The sequence below is a fragment of the Tenacibaculum bernardetii genome, assembly GCF_029125915.1.
In the GTDB taxonomy this organism is placed as follows: Bacteria; Bacteroidota; Bacteroidia; order Flavobacteriales; family Flavobacteriaceae; genus Polaribacter; species Polaribacter bernardetii.
Genome location: NZ_JAQJCU010000001.1, coordinates 330526 through 355324 on the forward strand (window position 1 = coordinate 330526; position 24799 = coordinate 355324).

Below are 24799 nucleotides of genomic sequence, written 5' to 3' on the forward strand. Positions count from 1 at the left end.
CTATGCTTACAAATTAAATATTAACAACCTACCTATTCTTCATTTTAAAGAAATAGACTATATTTCTTTAAATAGCCATAACAACTCAGTCTAATATTTCATAATTTAGCACTTTTAAATTTCATTGTTTTTTGAGGTATTTTATTGAACTAGCGTATAAAGGGAAAAACTATCATGGTTGGCAAATACAACCTGATGCAATTTCTGTACAAGAAAAAATAAACAATGCTATTAGTACTGTTTTAAGGCAAAACATAATTATTACTGGCGCTGGTAGAACAGATGCTGGTGTGCATGCATCCCAAATGTTTGCTCATTTTGATACCGATATTGTTTTAGCTGAAAATTTTGCCTTTAGATTAAATGCTCTTTTACCCGATGATATTGTAATATACAATACCAAATTAGTGCATGATGATGCACATGTTCGTTTTGATGCTACTAGCAGAAGTTATGAGTATAAAATTTGGCTTGGCAGAAATCCGTTTTCGTTAGACACTGCTTGGCAACTATACAATCAACAATTAAACATTAATTTAATGAATCAGGCTGCTGCAATTTTATATGAACATGAAGATTTCGAATGTTTTTCGAAAGTAAAAACAGGTGTTCATACTTTTAATTGCGATGTTACAAACGCTTTGTGGGTTTTAAATGGTAACGAATTGACTTTTCATATCAGCGCAAACCGTTTTTTAAGAAACATGGTAAGAGCAATTGTAGGCACATTAATAGATATCGGAATCGGTAAAACAACTATTGATGATTTTAAAAAAATTATAGAAAGCAAAAACAGAAGTAAAGCAGGAACCTCTGTACCTGCAAAAGGATTATTTTTAACAAAAGTAGAATACAATTATATATAGTGAGTAAAACAACAGGAAAAGCATTTGACATTAAGATTTTTGTAAGACTAATGAGTTTTGCAAAACTTTACCGTGTACGATTTATTGTAGCAGCAACATCAACAATACTCTTAGCTGTTTTCGCTGTAATGAGTCCGGTTATTTTAATGACGGCTATTGATGATTTTGTGGCGCATAAAGATTTAACAAGATTACTGTATTATACAATAGCGATGCTTGCCGTGCTATTAGTACAGGTATTATTTCAGTTTAGTTTTATTTACAATGCCAATTGGGTTGGGCAACATATTATTAGAGATATAAGGGCTAAAACATTCAGAAAAATAGTAGCTTTTAAAATGAGTTATTTCAACAACTCATCCGTAGGTAAATTGGTTACCAGAGTTGTGTCTGACATCGAAACAATTGCTAATTTTTTTACGCAAGGTGTTTTTATGATTATCAGTGATGTTTTAAAAATGATCATTGTTATAATTGTAATGCTTTATACCAATTGGAAGTTAGCAATCATAGCATTGGCAACGCTACCTGTTTTAATTTATGCTACAAAGATTTTTCAGATAGCCATAAAATCTACTTTTCAAGATGTACGTAATCAGGTAGCAAACCTTAATGGTTTTGTTCAAGAAAGAGTAACAGGAATGAAAATTGTGCAACTCTTTAATCGTGAAAAAATTGAATATCAAAATTTTGTTGGTATTAACGAAAAACATAAAAAAGCACATGTAAAAACGGTTTGGTATTATTCGATATTTTTTCCAATTGCAGAAATATTATCATCTATTGCTATCGGACTAATTGTATGGTTTGGCGGACTTCAAGTTGTTGAGGATAATGCGGTAACTGTTGGTGCAATTATTGGATTTATAAAAATGTCTCAAATGCTATTTAGACCACTTCGTCAAATTGCAGATAAATTCAACCAACTACAAATGGGAATTGTAGCTGGAGAAAGAGTTTTTAATGTGATTGATACCGAAAGCTCTATTACAAAAAGTGGTACCATTACTACCGAATCACTACAAGGAAACATCCGTTTTAAAGACGTGCGTTTTAGCTACATTAAAGACGAAGAAGTTTTAAAAGGCATTAGTTTTAATGTTAAAAAAGGAGAGACTATTGCCATTGTTGGTGCAACAGGAGCTGGAAAATCGACTATTATAAATTTAATAAACCGTTTTTACGAAATAGATAGCGGCGCTATTTACCTTGACGATGTTCTTGTTGAAGATTATGAAATTAATGCACTGCGTGAAAAAGTTGCTGTAGTTTTACAAGATGTATTTTTATTTTCTGATACTATTTTTAATAATATTTCTTTAAAAAACAACGACATTTCTCTTGATGATGTAAAGAAAGCTGCCAAACAAATTGGTATTCATGATTTTATCATGACATTACCCAACAACTATGCATACAATGTGAAAGAACGTGGTGGAATGCTTTCTTCTGGACAGCGCCAATTAATCGCTTTTTTACGTGCATATGTTAGCAAACCAAGTATTTTAATTTTAGACGAAGCTACATCATCTGTAGATACACATTCTGAACAAATGATTCAACATGCTACCGACGAAATTACAAAAGGTAGAACCTCTATAGTTATTGCACACCGATTAGCAACTATAAAAAAAGCAGATACTATTATTGTTATGGATAAAGGTATAATTGTTGAGCAAGGCGATCATAATCAGTTACTTCAAAAAAATAATGGTTATTATAAAAATCTTTATGAAAAGCAATTTAGTACTGAAATTATTTAACATTTAAGTTTGTTTAGATTTGTTAAAAGAATACATTTGCGTTAATCAATCTATTAACTAAAAAAACGTAAAACAATGAAAAAAGTAATTTTAACCATGTGTGTTGCTGGTGCTTTATTAGCAACTTCTTGTAAAAATGAGGCTAAAGACGCTAAAGAAACTACTATTGAAGCTGTAGATACTGCAACTGAAAAAGCTACTGAAGCTGCTGAAGAAGTTGAAGCTGCCGCTGAAGAAGCTACTGAAGCTGTAGAAACTGCTTTTGAAGGAGTAACTATTCCTGAATTTAAAGACCCTAAAGTAGGTGAGTATTTAGAATCTTATGCTGAATATGCTCAAAACTATATTGATGCTAAAGGAGATGTATTAAAAAATACTGAATTAGCTAAAAAAGGTGTTGAATTAGCTGCTAAAGGAAAAGAAATCGTTGCTACTTTAGATGCTGAAGGAACAAAGAAATTTAACTCAGTAATGAGTGCTATACAATCTAAAATGGCTCCTGCTAAATAATTTTAGATTCTTATAAAAGTTAAAAAGCTCGCAATTGCGAGCTTTTTTTTTATTTAATCCTTATATTTTTTCATCCTTTAAAATAAATCTAAAAAAATATTACTTAGGTAGTTAAATCTTTTTGAAGTCTTAAGAATAAATCTTCTTGGGTTTTATAAAATACAAATTCCCCATTATTTATATAAGATATCTCTCCTGTTTCTTCTGAAACTAACAAGCAAATAGCATCTGTTTTTTCTGTAACTCCAATAGCTGCTCTGTGCCTTAACCCAAAACGAGATGGTATTTTTGTACTGCCAGAAACAGGTAAAACTACACGAGTAGCAATAATAAAGTTATCACGAATTACAGTTGCCCCATCATGTAGCGGACTATTTTTATAAAAAATACTTTCTAAAATAGCTTCGTTTACCAAAGCATTCATTTTATCTCCTGTATTTATTAAAAAATCAAGATTGTTTGTTTTTTCAATAACCAACAAAGCACCTGTTCGTGTTTTAGACATACTTTTACAGGCTGTTAAAATTGTTTCAACATCTGTTTCTGAATTAATTTCAGTTTTTAAAAACTTCAATTGGTTTAAAAAACCTCGTTTCGCTGAAAAATTAGTGGTTCCTATCATCAATAAAAACTTTCTAATTTCTTGCTGAAACACAATAAGTAAAGCAATAACACCACCAGAAAGTAAATAACCAAGAATTCCACTTAACATTTCCATGTGAAGTGCTTGTGTTATTTTCCATATTAAAAATATCAACGCAATTCCTATCACAATATTAATAGCCACTGTTCCTTTTAACAACTTATAAATATAGTAAAGTAGTATTGCTACTAGAATAATGTCAAGTACATCAAGAAACGAAAAATCGATAAAATCTAAATTCATTAATTATTTTGAAGTTTTAGTAAAAGTAATCATTTTATCCTAATTGCCTCACGATTTTTACTGCTTCAACTGCCTCTTTTACATCATGAACTCTTAAGATATTTGTTCCGTTTAAGAGCGCAATTGTATTGGCTACCGTAGTTGCGTTTAATGCTTCTTGAGGTATAATATCAAGCGTTTTGTAAAGCATTGATTTTCTTGAAACTCCTGTTAAAATAGGCACTTCTAAATTTTCAAATAACGAAAGTTTTTTCAGTAACTCGTAATTATGTTCTATTGTTTTTCCAAAACCAAAACCTACATCTATAATAACATCGTTTACTTTTAATTCACGGAGTTTACGTAACTGCGCTGCAAAAAACGAAATTATATCCGTTACCACATTTTCATAAACAGGGTTTAACTGCATACTCTGCGGAGTTCCTTGCATGTGCATCATTATATAAGGCACCTGCAAACTCGCCACTGCTGCAAACATTTTATCATCTTGTACACCTCCAGAAATATCATTAATTATTGATGCTCCTGCATTAATTGATTCTTTTACAACAGCACTTCTAAAAGAATCTACAGAAATAAGAATATCAGGAAAATGCTTCACCAATAATTTTATTACCGGCACTATTCTTTGCAGTTCTTCTGCCTCAGAAACATGCTTTGCTCCCGGTCTTGACGAATACGCTCCAACATCAATAAAGGTTGCGCCTTCCTGTAACATTTTCTCAGTTTGACTAAGAATTGCATGTTCGTCTTTGTATTTTCCACCATCAAAAAAAGAATCTGGAGTGATATTTAAAATCCCCATTACTTTCGGAGAAGTAAGATCGATTAATGTTCCTTTACAATTAATTGTCATCCTTATAAATTTCTAAGTAAAAATAAATGAAAAGCTTTTAATATTTACTATTTTTGATGGATTACTTTTAAATAAAAAAGATGCAAAACACATCCAAACAATATGATGTAGTAGTAGAGGAATGTAGTAGTTTGTTTACAAAAAAAATGAGCGATTATGGTAGTGCATGGAGAATTTTAAGACTTCCATCTCTAACGGATCAAATATTCATAAAAGCACAACGTATCCGCCAGTTACAAGAAAATACCAAGCGTATGGTAGATGAAGGAGAAAAACCAGAATTTATAGGGATCATTAATTATTCAATAATGGCACTTATTCAGCTAGAACTAGGTGTTGCCGACCAACCAGATTTAAATACAACTGAAGCCACATCGTTATATAATAAACACATAAAAATCACCAAAGAATTAATGGAAAATAAAAACCATGATTACGGTGAAGCTTGGCGAGATATGAGAATTTCATCTTTAACGGATTTAATTCTTCAAAAATTACTTCGCGTAAAACAAATTGAAGATAACAAAGGAAAAACCTTAGTTTCTGAAGGAATCGATGCAAATTACCAGGATATGATTAATTATGCTATTTTTGCTTTAATCCATCATTCAGAGTTAGATAGTTAACCTTAAACCCCAAAAAATGATTTTAAAAATTTTAACACACATTTCAAGAGTATTAGTAGGGCTTTTATTCATTTATTCAGGCTTTGTTAAGTTAGTAGACCCGATTGGCTCTCAATACAAGTTTCAAGAATACTTTAGTGAAGGTGTTTTAAATATGGAATTCTTAATTCCTTATACTTTGCCTTTTGCTATTCTTTTAATTATCTCTGAATTAGTTTTAGGAGTAATGCTTATTGTTGGTTACAAACCAAAACTTACGATATGGAGTATATTTAGTCTTAACATCATCTTTTTATTCTTAACATGGTATTCTTATACTTATAACAAAGTTACAGACTGCGGATGTTTTGGTGACGCCCTAAAGCTTACACCTAAAGAAACTTTTTATAAGAATGTTGTATTTATGGTTTTTATCGTCATTTTAATCTTCGGGTTAAAACATATTAAACCTTTACTTTCAGACAAACTTGGCGCTATAAAAACGTACGGAACCATATTAGTTTCGCTATTCATTACCTACTATGTATTAAATCATTTACCAATTATCGATTTTAGAGCCTATTCAATAGGTACAGATATCGCTGAAGGTATGAAATACCAAGAAGACAGCGATGAAGTACCACCAATTCATGATTTTATGATTGAAACCGACGAAGATGGAGATCAACTAGAAGCTATGCTAGCAAAAGACAAGGCAATGCTTATTATCATGTATAATTTCGAAAAAACAGAAAAACAAGGTATTGCTGCGATTTCAAAAACTGCTGCAAACGCTAAAGCCAAAGGTTATGAAGTTTATGTTTTAACAGCTTCTTATATTGAAGACTTAGCAGCCACACAAAAAGAATTTAACCTACCATATACATTCGGATTCTGTGATGAAACAGCTTTAAAAACAGTTATCAGAGCAAATCCAGGAATTGTTACTGTCGAGAAAGGAATTATCGTAGGTAAATGGAACTGGACAGATGCAGATGATGTTACTTTAAAATAACAATATCTTATAATATTCACACAATAAAACCTCGCAATTATGTGAGGTTTTATTATTTTAGCAAAGACATGAAACAACTTTTACTAGTTTTTATTGGCGGTGGCTTTGGAAGCGTTTTAAGATTCTTCATAGGAAAAACCTTAAACAACACACAAACAGGAATTCCGTACGGAACCTTTGCAGCAAATATTATCGGAAGCTTGCTCATCGGATTTATTTTAGGCTTAGCCGCCAAAAACGAAGCCCTATCTCAAAACAGTACACTATTATTAGCAACAGGGTTTTGTGGCGGATTTACCACATTCTCTACCTTTGCATATGAGAATCATATATTTTTAAAATCCGGAGACTTCACTTCATTTGCCTTATACACAATCGCAAGTTTTGTTGTAGGCTTTTTAGCTGTTTTTGCCGGAATCTACCTTATCAAATTTATTTAAATTATGAACGAATTAGTACAATATACAACAAAAGATAATTACGCAATTATCACCCTTTCTAACGGAAAAGTAAACGCCATATCACACGAAGTTATAGATTCACTATACTCTTTATTAGACAAAGCTGAACAAGAGAAAAAGATCGTTATTTTAACTGGTCAACCCGGAATGTTCTCTGCTGGTTATGATTTAAAAAGCATGACAGCATCGCCTGAATCTGCTTTAGAATTAGTTACCAAAGGATCTAAACTATCTCACAGAATGCTATCTTTTCCTTTCCCAATAATTACAGCCTGTACAGGTCATGCAGTTGCCAAAGGAGCTTTTTTATTACTTTCTTCGGATTACAGACTCGGTACGGAAGGTGATTTTAAAATAGGCTTAAACGAAGTAATGATAGGAATGACCATGCACAATGCCGGTATCGAAATAGCCAAAGCGCGTTTAGCTCCTGTTTATTTTGAACGAAGTGTAAACAATTCAGAAATCTACAGCCCAAAAGATGCTATTACAGCAGGGTTTTTAGACAAAATTGTTCCTGAAACTCATTTATTACCTACAGCTATTAAAATTGCCGAAATGTTTGCTTCTTTAAACCCAAAAGCACATGCGGCTACAAAATTAAAAGTCAGAAAAGATTATTTAACTTCATTAGAAGAAGCTATTGAACAAGATATTAAAGACGGATTACATCCACCTACAAAATAAAAAAAAGCCTGCTTATCGCAGGCTTTTTTTTACTTCTTATACGCCATAACTCCGGCTTTTATTTCTGTATTTAAATAATTATCTCTTGGAGCAATAGGGCAAGAATATCGATCACTGTAAGCACAATACGGATTATAAGCCTCGTTAAAATCAATACCAATCGTTCCGTTACTATTTACATCTGTAATTAAAACATCTATAAATCGTCCTCCTTCATAAGATGTTTTTCCGTTTGTATTATCTAAAAAAGGCAAGAATAAATTGTCCTTGTATATAACTTCAGGATTTTCTTCCTTGTAAATAGCTAACTCAAAATTTTCGCCATCAATAAAAAAAGATACGATACCGTACTGTTCATAAACCGCTACCCTATCTGTTGTTGTCGGAAAATAAAAACTAGGCGCATCAGGTGTTTTTGTTAATTTGGCCACCAACTTATATTTATCATCAATTTTAAAAAAATCCAATCCTTTAAATTTCTTTAAATCTCTTTTTGTTAGTGGTGATTTAGAAGCATCTTTAAACTTAGCATTCATTTCTTTTTGGAAATCTGAATCTCCCAATACCTTTCTTTTTTCATTACTACTACATGCCTGAATAATAATTACAAGGATAATTAATGTGAATTTTCTCATTTATTTTCAATAATTTAAAATGTATTATTTATCAATTGTATTTATATACTCAGTAATTTTCTAAAATATTAATTTTATTTCAGAAGTAACATATCGTATTCTTTAGCAAAAATAAGGAACTTTCGTGCTTTATAAATAGTATTTCATACAAGAAAAAAAATATGACATTAGTAACAAAATAGCTTTATCTTGTTAAAATTCTACTAATAAATTTGACTTATCAAGAAAAAATTATTACATTTAACACAATAGATTAAATCTATAATTGAAGAAAAAGCAAAAATCATGCTTTAATGAACTATATAAAGAAAAATTATAAATAAATAAAACAATTTGATTGTTTTATTATAGGTTAACAAAAAGATTAATTTATATTTGTCGCCCATTTTACTTTATGATTTTACAATTTTGTGTAAAGCAAAATCAATTACCAGACTAAAATCTAAAAGATAATATAAATAACCATAAGTAAGTATTTTATGAATTCAGAATTAATTAGTAAAGCAGACGAATTTGAACACAGAAAATTCAAATTTATTACTACTAGTGATAGAATATTAGCTTCAAGAGAGGTAAAATCTTTAATACTAGAAATAAACGAAGTATATAAAGAAACAAAAGATAGTGCCCTAATGGATGCTATGAAGCGATTAACAGTTGTAAAACAACGAATTGAAAAAAGATTAAAAGGTAAACCTTTAACTGCATAAATTTATTAGCACAATAAACAACATAATTGTTCGTTTATATTAGAAATGGAATAGTATTTTATATAATTTACTATTCTTAATAATATTTATTCTTGATAAAAGCTCTAGTTACATCTAGAGCTTTTTTATTTCGCAGCTATTTTTTATAAAAAAATATACATATACTTCTTTAAAAATACGCTTATAAAACTTTAAAGAACCCTAAAAAAGCTATTTTAAATATTATTCTAAAAAAAAGAAATATTTTTTTTCTACATTAAACAACAGCTATTTTAATGCTAATGAGATAGTTAATTTACGCAAAAAAAAGACATCAAAAAAAGGGTTAAAAAAAACGAAAAAAACTTTTGCCAGATTCAAAAAAGAATATATATTTGCATCGCTTTTAAAGGCAAACAAGCCGATGTAGCTCAGCTGGCTAGAGCAGCTGATTTGTAATCAGCAGGTCGGAGGTTCGAGTCCTCTCATCGGCTCACTAAAAATAAAAAGCGCTAACTTAAGTTAGCGCTTTTTTTATGCACATATTTCACTAAATTTGCTTTAATAATTCATCTTAATAAAACTCAATGAAAAATATATTTGTAATCGGTATTGCTGGCGGAACAGGAAGTGGAAAAACAACCGTAGTAAATCAAATAATTAATGAGCTACCGCAAGATGAAGTATGCATTATATCACAAGATTCATATTATGCCCAAACCGACAACTTAAGCTACGAAGAACGCACAAAGATAAACTTCGACCATCCTAGGGCGATCGACTTCGATTTATTAGTAAATCATTTGAGCGATTTAAAGAGCGGTAAAATAATAGAACAACCTATTTATTCGTTTGTTGCGCACAACAGAACTAAAGACACCATAAAAACACACCCTAGAAAAGTTATTATTGTTGAAGGTATTTTAATTTTTAACAGCAAAGAACTACGAAACCTTTGCGATATAAAAGTTTTTGTACATGCAGATGCTGATGAACGTTTAATTAGAAGAGTTCGAAGAGACATAAAGGAAAGAGGTAGAGATATTGATGAAGTTTTAAATAGATATCAAAGCACCTTAAAACCAATGCACCAACAATTTATTGAACCTACAAAGAACTATGCCGACATTATAATTCCTAACGACAGGTATAATACCGTAGCCATAGATATTGTTAGAACCGTAATTAGCGACCGTTTATAACATGAATTTAAAATCAATAAAAAATAAACCATCTTTTAAAATCGCAACAAATATTTACGTTGTTATTTTAACGGTATTTGTTATTTGGATGCTTTTTTTTGATGAAAATTCTTATCTTACCCATAGAGAGTTCAATGAAGAAATTGAAGAATTAGAAATTTGGATAGATTATCACAAGAACAAAATTGATAAAGACAAAAAAACTATAAAAAAACTTCAGGATTCTCTTCAGCTAGAACGCTATGCGCGTGAAAAATATTTGATGAAGAAAGAAGATGAAGATATTTATATTATCGAATTTGATACCCTACAAAAATAATGAGTACTTATTTATTTAATGACTTCAAGGAAATTAGTGCTGCCGAATGGAAACAAAAAATACAGGTAGATCTTAAAGGCGCGGACTATAACGATACGCTTCTCTGGAAAACTGACGAAGGCATTACGGTGAAACCTTTTTACACAAAAGAAGACCAAACAAAAACAGCAATTGCAACGCCTAAAAAGGGGTTTAATATTTGTCAGTCTATTTATATAGAGGACGAAAAAAAAGCAAATTATTTTGCAATCGACTCTTTAAAAAGAGGTGCGAAATCTATCGAATTTAAAGCAAAAACGAAGTTCGATTACAAAACACTACTTCAAGATGTAGACCTTAAAAACACTGTACTTTATTTTAAAGTAAAGTTTTTAGATGCTAACTTTATCATTGAATTATCAAACTATATAGCTTCAGACAACTGTTATTTTAATATTGATATTGTTGGCAATTTAACGAGTACAGGTAACTGGTTTACAAACCTAAATAATGATCACAAAGAATTCGAAAAGATCATTAATAACGTCTCTAATGCTATTTGCATTAACGTTTCAACATATCAAAATGCTGGCGCGAATAATACACAACAACTTGCCTACGCACTTGCGCACGCAAATGAATATTTAAATCACTTCGGAAGTAAAATAGCCAACAACATACATTTTAATTTTTCTGTAGGTAGTAACTACTTTTTTGAAATAGCAAAACTAAGAGCTTTTAGAATCTTATGGGCATCACTTTTAAAAGAGTACGCTATTAAAAACAATACAACACATATATTTGCACAACCTAGCTTACGCAATAAAACCTTATACGACTACAATGTAAACATGCTTCGTACTACATCAGAATGCATGAGCGCTATTTTAGGTGGAGCTGACACGGTTTGTAATATTTCTTACGATGATATTTTTCATCATTCGAATGAATTTGGCGAGCGTATTTCTAGAAATCAGTTATTAATTTTACAACAAGAAAGCGAACTTTCAGAAGCTCAGAATTTTGCAGACGGTTCTTATTATATTGAAGCTATCACGCAGCAGTTAGCTCATAATTCTTTAGAAGTATTTAAAACTATCGAAAAAGGTGGCGGGTTTTTAAAACAACTTAAAGAAGGAATCATTCAGCGAAAAATTAAAGATGCTGCCGAAAAAGAACAAGCAAAATTCGATACTGGTAAATTAGTTTTATTAGGAACTAATAAAATTCAGAACGACAAAGATAAAATGAAGAATGATTTGGAGCTTTTTCCGTTTATGAAAATCAGAAACGAAAAAACACTCATCCAACCGATTATTCAAAAAAGATTGGCTGAAAAGCTAGAACAAGAACGTTTACAAGATGAGTAGAAAAAACGTATCAAACATACAATTAGACCAAAGTCAAAAATCACAAGTTGAAAGCAAACATCATGAAGATTTCGTTGCTGGTATTGCTCCGAATTTACGCGGACCTTACTCAACAATGTACGTTCGAAGACCTTGGACTATTCGTCAATACGCCGGATTTTCAACCGCTGAAGAAAGCAATGCTTTTTACAGAAGAAACTTAGCAGCGGGTCAAAAAGGACTTTCTGTTGCTTTTGATTTAGCAACACACCGCGGGTACGATTCAGATCATGAACGTGTACAAGGTGATGTAGGAAAAGCAGGTGTAGCGATTGATTCGGTTGAAGACATGAAAATCTTATTCGACCAAATACCGTTAGACAAAATGTCGGTTTCAATGACTATGAACGGAGCCGTTTTACCAATTCTTGCCTTTTATATTGTTGCCGCCGAAGAACAAGGTGTTGCTCCTGAACTATTATCAGGAACCATTCAAAACGACATTTTAAAAGAGTTTATGGTGCGTAATACGTATATCTACCCACCTACTCCATCAATGAAAATCATTGCTGATATTTTTAAATACACTTCGGATTTTATGCCGAAATACAATTCGATTTCTATTTCTGGCTATCACATGCAAGAAGCAGGTGCAACTGCTGAAATTGAATTAGCATATACTTTAGCTGACGGATTAGATTACATCAAAAAAGGATTAGAAGCAGGAATGGACATTGATACTTTTGCACCTAGACTATCTTTTTTCTGGGCAATAGGCATGAACCATTTTGTAGAGATTGCAAAAATGCGAGCAGCCAGAATGTTATGGGCAAAAATCGTAAAACAATTCAATCCTAAAAATCCAAAATCGTTAGCATTACGAACACACTGTCAAACAAGCGGTTGGTCTTTAACAGAGCAAGATCCTTTTAACAATGTAGCGCGAACAACTATTGAAGCTATGGCTGCGGCTTTTGGAGGCACACAAAGTTTACACACCAACGCACTGGATGAAGCAATTGCTTTACCTACAGATTTTTCTGCACGAATTGCTCGTAACACACAAATATACTTACAAGAAGAAACACATATTACAAAAACGGTTGATCCTTGGGCAGGAAGCTATCACGTAGAACAACTTACCGAAGATATTACCAACAAAGCTTGGGAATTAATCAAGGAAGTTGAGGAATTAGGCGGCATGACAAAAGCCATTGAAAAAGGAATTCCGAAAATGCGTATTGAGGAAGCTGCTGCTAAAAAACAAGCAAAAATAGATAGCGGCCAAGACGTTATTGTAGGGGTAAATAAATACCAACTAAAAAAAGAAGATCCTTTACATATTTTAGAAGTTGATAATGAAGCGGTACGTTTATCACAAATTGAGAGGTTAAACGAAATAAAATTAAAAAGAGACAGCGCTAAGGTTACAAAATCCTTAAACGACTTAACAGCTTGCGCTAAATCCAACGAAGGAAATTTATTAGATTTAGCAGTAAAAGCTGCTAAAAACAGAGCCACTTTAGGAGAGATTTCTGACGCTTTAGAAAGTGTTTTCGGACGTCATAAAGCAGTTCACAAAACAATTTCGGGCGTGTATAGTAAGGAAATAAAAGACGATAAGTTATTTAAGAAAGCAATTGAATTTGCCGATAAATTTTCGGAGTTAGAAGGACGAAGACCAAGAATAATGATTGCCAAATTAGGGCAAGATGGTCATGATCGTGGTGCAAAAGTAGTTGCCACTGGATATGCCGATTTAGGTTTTGATGTAGATATTGGCCCTTTATTTCAAACTCCGCAAGAAGCAACCAAGCAAGCTATTGAAAACGATGTTCATATTTTAGGAATTTCGTCATTAGCGGCAGGTCATAAAACATTAGTCCCTCAAGTAATTGCTGAGTTAAAAAAATATGGACGTGAAGATATTATGGTAATTGTTGGCGGAGTAATCCCTGCACAAGATTATCAATATTTATTTGATGCAGGCGCTGTAGGTGTTTTTGGTCCTGGAACCAAAATTGCACAAGCAGCAATTGATATGTTAACTATTTTAATTGATAGTGTAGAGGAATAAAATTATGAAAATAAAATTCATCGATAGAACATCTGGCAATATCATTACCGAAACTCCGCCTGGTGAAGTTTTTTTAAAGTTGTTATACAATAACCCGTTTGGTAAAATGGCTTTTTTACCCATAGCAAAACGCAAGTTTTTATCTGCTTGGTATGGTAAAAAAATGGACAAACCTTCTTCTGTAAAAAAAATAGCAGGTTTTGTAAAACAGTTAGATATTGATATTGATGAAGCTGAAAAACCAATTTCTGAATTTACTTCATTTAACGATTTCTTTTACAGAAAACTAAAACCAACTGCCAGACCTATTGAAAATGGCTTCACCTCTCCTGGAGACGGAAAAATGCTTGCTTTTGAAAACATTGCAGACATTAAAGACTTCTTTATAAAAGGACGAAAATTCACCTTAAAAGAGTTTTTAGCCAATGATAAATTAGCTGAGAAACACAAAAACTCATCGCTAATTATTTTACGATTAGCCCCAAACGACTACCATCGCTATCATTTTCCGTATGACGGTACACCTTCTGAAATGACGAAGATAAAAGGTGACTATTTTTCAGTTTCTCCCTACGCATTGGCATCAAACTTTACCAAAGTTTTTTGCGAAAACAAACGTGAGTATTGCATTTTATCATCCGAAGAAAAAGGAGAAATTATTGTAGCTCCTGTTGGTGCAACCATGGTAGGAACTATTATCGAAACTTTTAAACCCAACATAAAAATAAAAAAAGGGGATGAAATGGGCTATTTCGCCTTCGGCGGGTCTACAATTGTGCTGTTAGTTGATAAAAATAAATTAACGATTGACGCCGACCTACTAAAGAATACAAAGAACCGTATTGAAACATTTGTTAAAATGGGAGAAAAGATAGGGATATAACCTTTCTTTTTTAACGTTTTATTTCCTTAAAAATGGGTGAATTCATAAAGTTATTAAGACATTAATACGTAAATTTGCGAAGTTTTACACTTAGCTGATTTACAGATGAAAAAAATCTTAGATATACTTTACTCTACGCGCCTAACAGCGGTACTATTTTTCGTTTTTGCAGTGGCCATGGGAATCGCCACTTTTATAGAAAACGATTTCGGAACACAAACTTCAAAAGCTTTAGTTTACAATACTTGGTGGTTCGAATTAATTATGATCTTTTTTGTAATTAATTTTTTTGGAAACATCTTTAGGTATCGTTTATATAAAAAAGAAAAATGGGGCGTTTTACTTTTCCATGCAGCATTTTTACTCATATTAATTGGCGCAGGAGTTACGCGCTATGTTAGTTACGAAGGGATCATGGTTATTGATGAAGGAGAAACTACCAATACTTTTTTTTCTGACACCAACTATTTAAACGTTGTTGTTGATAATAACGAGTTTCAAAAAGAAACAAACAACCAATTATTACTTTCTGCTTGGGGAAGCAATTCTGCAAAATTTACGGAAACCTTTCAACCTAAAAAAGACAAAGGGCAGCATGAGATATCTTACAATTTAGTAGACTATATTCCGTGGTCTGAACAAAAACTTGTTTTAGATGAAAACGGAGTAGAACACTTATTTTTAGTAGAAAGCTCTAGCGGAAGCAGACACGAACATTATATTAAAAGAGGAACTACTCAAAATATTCACAACATACTTGTAAGTTTTGATGTGCCTGAAAAAAATGCCTCGGTTAACTTTTATTACGAAGGTGATAATTTAAAAATGGTCTCTAAAAACAATGGTGATTGGCTTAGAATGGCCGACCAAAAAAGAGGGCAAATTGTTAAAGACAGTGCACAACACTTTCAGTTTTTAACATTACACACTATAAAAGGATTACAATTTGTAATTCCGAGAGCTCCTGAAAAAGGAATCATGAAAACACTATCTGGAGAGAAAGATAATGAAAAATACGATACCGTTATTTTTGATGTTACAGTGAATAACGAAACTAAAAGAATATCGCTGTATGGAGGTAAGTTTAATGTAGATAATGTTGAAGAATTTAGTATTGGCGACTTAAACTTTAGAGCTTGGTATGGTGCTAAAAAATTAGAAACTCCCTTTAAAGTGAAGCTAAATGACTTTCAATTAGAAAAATATCCTGGTTCAGAAAGTGCCGCTGCCTATGCTAGTGAAATTACAGTTATAGACGATAAAGAAACTTTTGACTTTAGAATTTTTATGAATAACATTTTAGATTATAAAGGGTATAAATTGTTTCAGTCTAGTTATAAAATTGAAGGTGATAACGAACAAACTCACCTATCTGTAAATCATGATTTCGTAGGTACTTGGATTACTTATGTTGGATATACTTTATTATTCTTTGGGTTAACTTTTATTCTATTCATAAAAAATACTCGTTTTAACGATTTAAAAGTCTCACTAGATAAAATCAAGCTAAAGAAAGCCGGTTTATCTGTAATCATTTTATTCTTATCGCTTAATTCAACTGCACAAGAACATGGTGATGTGCACAAGCCAAAAGAACTATCAATAGCGCAAATAGACTCTATTTTAACAAGCAACAAACCCAGTCTTGAACACACCAATGAATTTAGCAGTTTAGTGATACAAGATATTGGTGGTAGAATGAAACCGACACACACCTTAGCTTCTGAGTTGGTAAGAAAAGTTGCGCATACCAATAGTTTTAAAGGTATGAACCCTACACAAGTTTTGCTTTCTATTACAGAAATGCCAATGCTTTGGTTAAACATTCCGTTTATTTATTTAGAAAAAGGAAATACGCAGATAAGAGAACTTTTAGGCGTTGCTAAAGACGCAAAATACGCTCGTTTTATCGATTTTTATGATACAAAAGGAACCTCTAAAATAGGTGAATTAGTTGCTGAAGCTAAGAAAAAGAAGATTCAGAGTAAGTTTGAAACAGATGCTATTAAAATTGAGCAAAGAGTTTGGTTATTATCACAAACTTTAGGTGGCGGTATGTTACGCATCTACCCAATTCCTAATGACGAAAACAACAAATGGGTATCGCAGCCAGAAACATTAAATGCTGGTTTTAAAGGAACCGATTCTGTATTTGTGCGTCAATCACTACCGGTGTATATGCAACTTTTACAAAACTCAAGAAAATCCGGAAACTATACAGAAACTAACAAGGTTTTAGACGGAATTAAAAAGTTTCAGAAAAAATTCGGAAAAGAAGTATATCCTTCAGAAGATAAAATTGAATTAGAGATTATGTATAATGAATTTGATGTTTTTAATCGTTTGATTAAGTACTTCGGATTGTCTAGTATTCTGTTGATTATCTTTTTAATCGCGCAGGTTTTCTCAAACAAAAAATGGATCAACTATGTGGTAAAAGGATTGATTGCTATTATTATTGGTTTCTTTATTTTACATACTTTAGGCTTACTGTCTAGATGGTATATTAGTGGTAATGCTCCATGGAGTAACGCCTACGAATCTATTATTTTTGTTGCTTGGGCAACGATGTTTTTTGGTTTATCATTAGGAAAAAAATCAACATTAACCATTGCTGCAGCCACTTTTATTACGGCAATCACCTTATTTTTTGCAAGTCAGAATTGGTTAGATCCAGAAATTGCAAATTTACAGCCGGTATTAAACTCTTGGTGGTTAAAAGTACACGTTTCTATTATTGTTGCGAGTTACGGACCTTTTTCTTTGGGTATGATCTTAGGGATTTTTAGTTTATTCTTAATGATTTTCACCAACTCGAAGAACAAGAAAAAAATGGATCTTCATATAAAGGAGTTAACAATTATCAATGAAATGTCTATAACTGTTGGATTGGTTTTACTAACCATTGGTACGTTTTTAGGCGGCATGTGGGCTAACGAAAGTTGGGGACGTTATTGGGGCTGGGACCCAAAAGAAACTTGGGCATTAATATCTATTATGGTATATGCTTTTGTTTTACACATGCGATTAATTCCGGGATTAAGAGGTCGATATACGTTTAACCTTTGGTCTATCATCGCTTTTGCATCAATCATGATGACCTATTTCGGAGTGAATTTCTATTTATCAGGATTACACTCTTATGCAAGCGGAGATAAGGTAATTACACCTACCTCTGTTTATTACTCAGTTTCATTTGTTTTTATACTAGGATTATTTGCTTGGTTCAAATTCAAAAAGTTTTATAAAAAATAAACTCACAACTATTTTAACAGAAAATCGTACTTTTGTGCGTTGATTAAAAAAAGAAAAAATGTTCAATAAAAACATAAAATTAGGATTAGCAGGACTTATAACCTTATGGGCTATTTACGAATTCTCTCAAGTTCACATCATGAACGGAATTTCACTGCTTTTATTTGCTGGTATTTTCGTATTCTTTTACTTTAAAAACGAATTTATCTTACTAGCTTTCATGCAATTGCGTAAACAAAATTTCGAAGGTGCTAAAAAATGGTTAGCTTATATTAAAAATCCATCTACAGCATTGATTCAAAAACAAGAAGGCTACTATAATTATTTACACGGAATTATGTTGAGTCAAACCAATATAACGCAGGCTGAAAAATTCTTAAAAAAAGCTGTTAAATTAGGTTTAGCGATGGATCATGATTTGGCAATGGCTAAATTACAATTAGCAGGAATAGCTATGACCAAACGTAGAAAGCGTGAAGCGACTAATTTAATGACCGAAGCTAAAAAGTTAGACAAGCACGGTATGTTAAAAGAACAAATGCAAATGATGAAACAACAAATGAAAAAAATATAGTTTCATTTTATTTATGTAATATTATAATAAATACCCAATGCTAAAAAAATTGCTTTTAAAGGCTTTTGAAAAATACGCTTCTCGATGGATCGTTTTAATTATAGATATCATTTTAATAGGTATCTCTTTTATTTTAGCATATGCTGTTCGCTTTAATGCTAGTTTAAATTTCGAACTCCACCATTTATATTATCAAATACCCTTTATAAGTGTTTTAGCGCTTATAAGTTTTCTTACCGTAGGTTCTTATCGTGGTATCGTTAGGCATACAGGTACTAGAGATGCTTTTAATGTTTTTGTAGGCGTATCGCTACTTTTTATTTTAACCCTTACGATTGTTTCAATTAACAACACGTTTAATATCGTTGCAAATTTTACCATTCCTAAGTCTGTTGTAATTATCCACTATTTAATTTCTATCCTTATTTTAGTTATAAGTAGGTATGTTTTTAAAGCTTTTTACGAAATTATTTCTACAGAATTAAATACAATTACAAATGTACTGGTATACGGAGCAGGTGATTCTGGACTAATAACTTACGGTGCACTAAACAGAGATACTAAAAACAAATATGAAGTAGTTGGTTTTATTGATGATGATATAAAGAAAACTGGCAAAAAAATTGATCGTATTAAGATATATGATAGTGAAACCATAAATAGTGATTTTATCGAGAATAAACAGATCGATGAAATTATCATTTCAATTCAGAATATAAAATCAGAAAAACTACTTTATCTTACTGATACGTTATTAGAATTAGGAGTTAAAGTAAAAATAGTTCCGCCTTTATCTAAATGGATCAATGGTGATTTAGAGGCAAACCAAATAAAAAGTGTAAAAATTGAAGACCTTCTCGACAGGAAACCTATTTCTATAGAAAATCCTATTGTTAAACGAGATGTTAATGATAAGGTTATCTTAGTAACTGGAGCAGCTGGTTCTATCGGCTCTGAAATATCAAGACAACTTAGTGCCTACAAACACAAACAGTTAGTTTTAATTGATCAAGCTGAATCGGCGCTATATGATCTTCAGCAAGAACTAATCCAAAAAAACCGACAAAATATCATCTCTATAGTTGCTGATGTTAGAGATAAAAAAAGGATGTCAATGATTTTTGAGCAATACAAACCTCAAAAAGTATTTCATGCAGCCGCTTACAAACATGTTCCTTTAATGGAACTAAGTCCTTATGAGGCTGTTAAGATAAATATTGCGGGTACAAAAAACATAGCAGACTTGGCAATAAAACATGATGTTGAGCGTTTCGTTATGGTGTCTACTGATAAGGCTGTAAACCCAACAAACGTTATGGGGGCGACTAAAAGAGTTGCTGAGATGTATGTTAGCTGCTTAAGCAATGCTAGTGAACATACAACTAAGTTTACCATAACGCGCTTTGGTAATGTCTTAGGTTCTAACGGATCTGTTATTCCCTTATTTAAAAAACAAATAGAAAACGGAGGGCCACTAACAGTTACGCACAAAGACATAACGCGTTATTTTATGACAATACCTGAAGCCTGTTGCTTAGTGTTGGAAGCTGGAACTATGGGCAATGGCGGTGAGATTTATATTTTTGATATGGGTAAATCTGTTAAAATATTCGACATTGCAAAAAGAATGATTCATTTATCTGGTTTACAATTCCCCTCGGACATTGATATTAAAATAACAGGATTAAGGCCAGGAGAAAAACTCTACGAAGAATTGTTAGCGAGTGGAGAAAATACGGCTCCAACATATCATGAGAAAATAATGATTGCTAAAAATCAAAAAATAAACAATGCATACATTAGTAATAAAATTTCTGACTTATGTACTTCTAATGAAGCCCATAACAATGAAAAAACAGTACAACTCATAAAAGATATTGTTCCTGAATACAAGTCGAACAACTCTATTTATGAAAAGTTAGATGCTGACACCAATAATTAAATTAATTTCCTACCTAGATTAGTATTATTTAATTCCAAAATTGGTTGTTTATATTTGAAGTAAAAAATACATCATGATTTTAATTGCAGACGGAGGCTCAACAAAAACAGATTGGATTGCACTAAACGCTCAAAAAAAAGAGTTATTTAGGGTTACATCTTTAGGTTTAAATCCGTCCGTTATAGCCAAAGAAGAATTGTTACATCGCATAACTAACATTGGCCAGTTAATAGATTACAAACATAACATTGAAGAAATTCATTTTTACGGTGCTGGTTGCGGATCGCCATTATCTATTAAACTACTGAAAGATATATTACAAGTCACCTTTAAAAAGGCTAAAATTACCGTTTCTGAAGACATGTTGGCTGCTGTCTATGCTTGCAGCAACAACAAACCCGCCATTGTAAATATTCTAGGAACAGGTTCTAACAGCTGTTATTATGACGGTGTTACGATAACTAAATCATCAGCATCCTTAGGTTACACTATAATGGATGAAGCCAGTGGAAACTATTTCGGAAAAATATTACTAAGAGATTTTTTCTATAAAAAAATGCCTACTAATATAGCTACAGCATTTGAAAATCAGTTTAATGTAGATGTTGATTTTATTAAAAAGAATTTATACAGAATGCCGAACCCAAATATGTATTTGGCATCTTTTGCAACCTTTATGTTTGATTATAAACACGAAAAATACATTAAAAAAACAATTAAAAAAGGCTTTCAAAAATACTTTAAGTACCATGTGCTACCTTATAAAAAACAAGCAAACACCCCTATTTATTTCATAGGCTCTATTGCTTTTTATTTTAAAGATATTTTAGCGTATGTTGCGCAAGAAAACAATTTAACTATTACCGATGTAATTCAGCGGCCAATTGATAATTTAGTTAAATACCATCAAGAAAACACCTTTTAACAAAGAGCTACCACACGCTCTAGAGCCATACCTCTTGATCCTTTTATTAAAACAACACTTTTGTTTATCGGGTTTTCAATTAAATAAGATTTCAATCCCTCAAAACTTGAAAATTTCTGGTTATTTGTTTTCGTTTTATAGAAATTTTCACCTACAAAAAACAACTTATCAAACTCACAATCCGAAGCTAAATCTACCATACTTTGATGCTCGTTAGCGCTGTAACTTCCTAATTCAAACATATCTCCTATAATAATGGTTTTATGCGCTGCCTTAAGCGCTTTAAAACTATGCAAAGCTGCTTTCATACTCGTAGGGTTCGCATTATAGGCGTCTAAAATAATCGTATTGTTTGTTGTTTTAATGATTTGAGATCGATTATTTGATGGCGTATAGTTTTCAATCGCTTGTTTTATATTCTCCTTAGACACCTTAAAGTAACTGGCTATGGTTATTGCCGCTGCTATGTTTGAAAAATTATATTCGCCTATTAAATTACTTTGAATTTCAGTATTTTCAAATGATAATTTTACTAACGGATTTGCTGCTACGAATGCTATAGAACTCTCAAATAAAATAGTATTTGCATTCCTAGTTTTCTCAAGTTGAACTACATCTTTAGGGTTCACAAAGATTTTTTTATTGTTAGCTATCAGAAAATCGTACAACTCTGACTTTCCTTTTACAACACCTTCTAACGAACCAAAACCCTCTAAATGTGCACTGCCAAAATTAGTGATATAGCCAAAATCTGGTTGTGATATATTTGATAAAAAAGCTATTTCATTTAAGTGATTCGCACCCATTTCAACAATCCCTATTTCGGTGTCTGTTGTCATCGATAATAGCGTTAAAGGTACTCCGATGTGATTATTTAAATTACCAATTGTAGCCGTTGTTTTGTAGGTAGATGACAACACGGCGTTGATAAGCTCTTTGGTGGTCGTTTTGCCATTGCTACCTGTTAGCGATATAATAGGTGTATTTAATACGTTACGGTGATAACTTGCCAACTCCTGAAGTGTTGTTAATACATCCGCTACCAAAATTATACGTTCTGAAGTTTTAAACGCAACCTCATCAACAATCGAAAAAAGAGCGCCTTTTGTTAATGCCTCTTCTGCAAATTTATTCCCATTAAAATTACCTCCTTTTAATGCAAAAAAAAGGGTGTTCTTTCTAATTTTTCGGGTATCAGTATCAACCAAGCCATGTTGTATAAACAACGCATATAATTCTTTTATCTTCATGCTGTAAAAATAAAAAACCTCATTGAAATTCAATGAGGTTTTACTTTGTATTTATTTACTTCTTAGTTAATTTTATCTGGAACTGCTCTTTTTCTTTTATTAAGCCTCATAGGTCCCATTTTATCTGTTGCGCATCTAAAACCTATAAAATTAGTTGCCATATATTCAGGAAAGTATCTTCTTTGTGCAGGGTCTAACCAATATTCTCTATCTGCCCAAGAACCTCCTTTATATACTCTAGATTTATCGCTAATTAAAGTAGTTCTTCTTTTAGAATCGTATTTATAGTTCTCAATTACATTCCCTAAAGAATCTCTTTCTGCTTCAGGTTTTTTAGGTGAATTATACATTCTAGATGAGCGATCTAACTGATCTTTATCTAACTCGTAATCTTTTGAAGATGCTTGATCTCCATCACCTAAACTTGAATTATTTGCTAAATTATAATTTCTTCTCATATACGTATCTTCCTTTGTAATAGGAATATACTTCACACTTCCTGGTAAATCTTTAGGCACAACTCTTCCGTTTTCTAACGTATCATACTCTATTTCTCCAACCTCATCACCTACGATAACAACTTTACCGTTTTGATCTATTAATTTTTTAGTAAAAACATTACCTCTAAAATAATTAAAATCATTTGCTTCAGAATCAATTATAGGACGGTATACATCTTGCACCCATTCTGCAACGTTACCAGACATATCATATAATCCAAAAGCATTCGGCGGATAACTTCTTGCGGCATTCGGAATATCCGAACCATCACTACTCCAACCAGCAATACCACTATAATCTCCTTTACCCTGCTTAAAGTTGGCTAACTGATCTCCTCTTCTTCTCTTGTCTCTATCTCTCGTATATTTTCCATTCCAAGAATACTTTTTTCTTCCACGGATATTATTATACTCACGGTTTTCAAAAATAGCCTTTGCTGCATACTCCCACTCTACTTCTGTAGGCAATCTAAACTTTTGCGCTAAAATACCATCAGATGAAGTAACTTGTCTTCCTGAAAACTGATCTTTCGATGGTTTAGGTTCGCCGTTTCTTCTAGGCACTGGAATTCCTTTTTTATAGATTGTTGAATCCCCTTCAAACAATGCATACGGATTCGTTAAATACGTATCTGTATCAAAATTATCTTTTCCTCTAAAATTTAAAGAATCCTCTTTAAAAATGTTTTTTATAACACCTTTATCCATTAAGATTTTTAAATTCACTGCGTTGGTACGCCACTTACAGTATTTATTGGCTTGTAACCAACTAACACCTACAACTGGGTATTCGGCATACGATGGATGTCTTAAATAACTCTCAGACAATAAATTGGTATTTCCTAAACCTTTTCTCCAAACTAATGTATCTGGTAAAACAGATTTATAAATATTTTTAAACTGTGGTTCTTCTGGTGGAAATATATCTTTGGTATACTGCATAAACAAACCATATTCAGCGTTTGTAACCTCAGTTTCATCCATATAAAAAGAACGCACATGCATTTTTTTAGGTGTCGTATTCCAATCAAACATTACGTCATCTTGCACTAGCCCCATGGTAAAACTACCACCTTCTATATGTACCATACCAGGAGGTGCTTCTTTACTGTTGTTATCTTTTCCTTTTATATAACCTCCATAATTAGGATCATTAAAGTTCCAGCCAGTCAGTGAAGATTTACCTGAACCACCACTTCTGTTGCTTTTACAAGAAGTAATCAACAATCCGGTGATAGCCAATAAACTAAATATTTTTAACGTGCTTTTCATGTATTTTTAACTATTTTAAGGGTGGCGCAATTTACAATATTTATAACTCCATACAACTAATTTAATTATAAATTAAAAGAACCAAAGAGTTTCTCCTGCAAGATTACAAACGACCTTTTTTTACGTTTAGTATTACGAATCTAAGAAAAAGATTAAATATCTACCATTAAAATTTATTTTTTTATCCAAAATTCATGTCGATATTAACGTATGTTAAGGTTTATTATCATGATTTATAAAAAAAAAAATGATTTATATAATAATCAACTGCTTCAAACGTTAAAATACTGATTAAAAAC

General features: G+C 32.0%; 22 protein-coding genes and 1 tRNA gene. 18 read left to right on the forward strand and 5 right to left on the reverse strand.

The window, feature by feature from the left end:
• Positions 1–131 precede the first annotated feature (131 nt).
• The 3 genes from truA to P2G10_RS01540 all read left to right on the forward strand — a co-directional run bounded on the left by truA (position 132) and on the right by P2G10_RS01540 (position 3139).
• Positions 132–866 (forward strand): tRNA pseudouridine(38-40) synthase TruA, encoded by a 735-nt coding sequence (truA, locus tag P2G10_RS01530; protein ID WP_275314932.1) that lies wholly within the window; start codon positions 132–134, stop codon positions 864–866.
• On the forward strand, positions 866–2629 hold the full coding sequence (locus tag P2G10_RS01535; RefSeq protein WP_275314933.1) for an ABC transporter ATP-binding protein: 1764 nt from the start codon (positions 866–868) through the stop codon (positions 2627–2629). The genes truA and P2G10_RS01535 overlap by 1 nt, the downstream gene beginning before the upstream one ends.
• 75 nt (positions 2630–2704) lie before the next feature.
• The gene (locus P2G10_RS01540; protein WP_218773202.1) at positions 2705–3139 is read left to right on the forward strand and encodes a hypothetical protein; all 435 of its coding nucleotides are present in this window, start codon (positions 2705–2707) and stop codon (positions 3137–3139) included.
• A 103-nt stretch (positions 3140–3242) separates the two neighbouring features.
• Here P2G10_RS01540 and cdaA read toward each other — a convergent pair whose 3' ends face one another.
• Positions 3243–4025, reverse strand: a complete 783-nt coding sequence (cdaA, locus tag P2G10_RS01545; protein WP_218773203.1) for a diadenylate cyclase CdaA — start codon at positions 4023–4025, stop codon at positions 3243–3245.
• A 34-nt stretch (positions 4026–4059) separates the two neighbouring features.
• On the reverse strand, positions 4060–4881 hold the full coding sequence (folP, locus tag P2G10_RS01550) for a dihydropteroate synthase (RefSeq protein WP_275314935.1): 822 nt from the start codon (positions 4879–4881) through the stop codon (positions 4060–4062).
• Between the two features lie 80 nt (positions 4882–4961).
• On the opposite strand from folP, the gene P2G10_RS01555 reads away from it, so the two are divergent.
• From P2G10_RS01555 to P2G10_RS01570, 4 genes are all read left to right on the forward strand, one after another.
• A complete protein-coding gene (locus P2G10_RS01555; RefSeq protein WP_218773205.1) occupies positions 4962–5507 on the forward strand; it encodes a DUF1599 domain-containing protein in 546 nt (181 codons plus the stop codon).
• Between the two features lie 16 nt (positions 5508–5523).
• Positions 5524–6501 carry a DoxX family protein gene (locus tag P2G10_RS01560; protein ID WP_218773206.1) on the forward strand — a complete coding sequence of 326 codons (978 nt, stop codon included), beginning with the start codon at positions 5524–5526 and terminating at the stop codon, positions 6499–6501.
• A 68-nt stretch (positions 6502–6569) separates the two neighbouring features.
• Complete coding sequence (crcB, locus tag P2G10_RS01565) at positions 6570–6941, forward strand: fluoride efflux transporter CrcB (protein WP_218773207.1); 372 nt, start codon at positions 6570–6572, stop codon at positions 6939–6941.
• A 3-nt stretch (positions 6942–6944) separates the two neighbouring features.
• Positions 6945–7649, forward strand: a complete 705-nt coding sequence (locus tag P2G10_RS01570) for a crotonase/enoyl-CoA hydratase family protein (protein ID WP_218773208.1) — start codon at positions 6945–6947, stop codon at positions 7647–7649.
• Positions 7650–7678: 29 nt separating this feature from the next.
• Here the strand turns inward: P2G10_RS01570 and P2G10_RS01575 are convergent, their stop codons facing one another.
• Entirely contained in the window at positions 7679–8284 is a 606-nt protein-coding gene (locus P2G10_RS01575) for a DUF1684 domain-containing protein (RefSeq protein WP_275314936.1), read from the reverse strand.
• Between the two features lie 479 nt (positions 8285–8763).
• Here P2G10_RS01575 and P2G10_RS01580 point away from each other — a divergent pair, with 479 nt between their 5' ends.
• From P2G10_RS01580 to P2G10_RS01630, 11 genes are all read left to right on the forward strand, one after another.
• On the forward strand, positions 8764–8994 hold the full coding sequence (locus tag P2G10_RS01580) for a hypothetical protein (RefSeq protein ID WP_058884388.1): 231 nt from the start codon (positions 8764–8766) through the stop codon (positions 8992–8994).
• 399 nt (positions 8995–9393) lie between these two features.
• Positions 9394–9467, forward strand: a tRNA-Thr gene (locus P2G10_RS01585).
• A 102-nt stretch (positions 9468–9569) separates the two neighbouring features.
• Positions 9570–10175, forward strand: coding sequence for a uridine kinase (udk, locus tag P2G10_RS01590; RefSeq protein WP_218773473.1), 606 nt, complete (start codon positions 9570–9572; stop codon positions 10173–10175).
• Position 10176: 1 nt separating this feature from the next.
• The gene (locus tag P2G10_RS01595) at positions 10177–10494 is read left to right on the forward strand and encodes a septum formation initiator family protein (protein ID WP_275314938.1); all 318 of its coding nucleotides are present in this window, start codon (positions 10177–10179) and stop codon (positions 10492–10494) included.
• Entirely contained in the window at positions 10494–11843 is a 1350-nt protein-coding gene (locus tag P2G10_RS01600) for a methylmalonyl-CoA mutase subunit beta (protein WP_275314939.1), read from the forward strand. Before P2G10_RS01595 ends, P2G10_RS01600 begins: the two co-directional genes overlap by 1 nt.
• Positions 11836–13899 (forward strand): methylmalonyl-CoA mutase, encoded by a 2064-nt coding sequence (gene scpA, locus P2G10_RS01605; RefSeq protein WP_218773212.1) that lies wholly within the window; start codon positions 11836–11838, stop codon positions 13897–13899. Before P2G10_RS01600 ends, scpA begins: the two co-directional genes overlap by 8 nt.
• Before the next feature lie 4 nt (positions 13900–13903).
• Positions 13904–14782: an archaetidylserine decarboxylase gene (gene asd, locus P2G10_RS01610; protein ID WP_275314940.1), complete on the forward strand. Its 879-nt coding sequence runs from the start codon at positions 13904–13906 to the stop codon at positions 14780–14782.
• A 105-nt stretch (positions 14783–14887) separates the two neighbouring features.
• Positions 14888–18037, forward strand: a complete 3150-nt coding sequence (locus tag P2G10_RS01615) for a cytochrome c biogenesis protein CcsA (RefSeq protein WP_275314941.1) — start codon at positions 14888–14890, stop codon at positions 18035–18037.
• A 58-nt stretch (positions 18038–18095) separates the two neighbouring features.
• Positions 18096–18611 carry a DUF2892 domain-containing protein gene (locus P2G10_RS01620; protein ID WP_218773215.1) on the forward strand — a complete coding sequence of 172 codons (516 nt, stop codon included), beginning with the start codon at positions 18096–18098 and terminating at the stop codon, positions 18609–18611.
• Positions 18612–18648: 37 nt separating this feature from the next.
• Positions 18649–20553 carry a polysaccharide biosynthesis protein gene (locus P2G10_RS01625; protein ID WP_275314943.1) on the forward strand — a complete coding sequence of 635 codons (1905 nt, stop codon included), beginning with the start codon at positions 18649–18651 and terminating at the stop codon, positions 20551–20553.
• A gap of 73 nt (positions 20554–20626) precedes the next feature.
• Positions 20627–21478, forward strand: coding sequence for an N-acetylglucosamine kinase (locus tag P2G10_RS01630; RefSeq protein WP_275314944.1), 852 nt, complete (start codon positions 20627–20629; stop codon positions 21476–21478).
• Here the strand turns inward: P2G10_RS01630 and P2G10_RS01635 are convergent.
• Both P2G10_RS01635 and gldJ read right to left on the reverse strand, forming a co-directional pair.
• On the reverse strand, positions 21475–22728 hold the full coding sequence (locus P2G10_RS01635; protein WP_275314945.1) for a UDP-N-acetylmuramoyl-tripeptide--D-alanyl-D-alanine ligase: 1254 nt from the start codon (positions 22726–22728) through the stop codon (positions 21475–21477). The two genes, P2G10_RS01630 and P2G10_RS01635, sit on opposite strands and share 4 nt — an antisense overlap.
• Positions 22729–22790: 62 nt before the next feature.
• Positions 22791–24500, reverse strand: a complete 1710-nt coding sequence (gldJ, locus tag P2G10_RS01640) for a gliding motility lipoprotein GldJ (protein ID WP_275314946.1) — start codon at positions 24498–24500, stop codon at positions 22791–22793.
• Positions 24501–24799 lie beyond the last annotated feature (299 nt).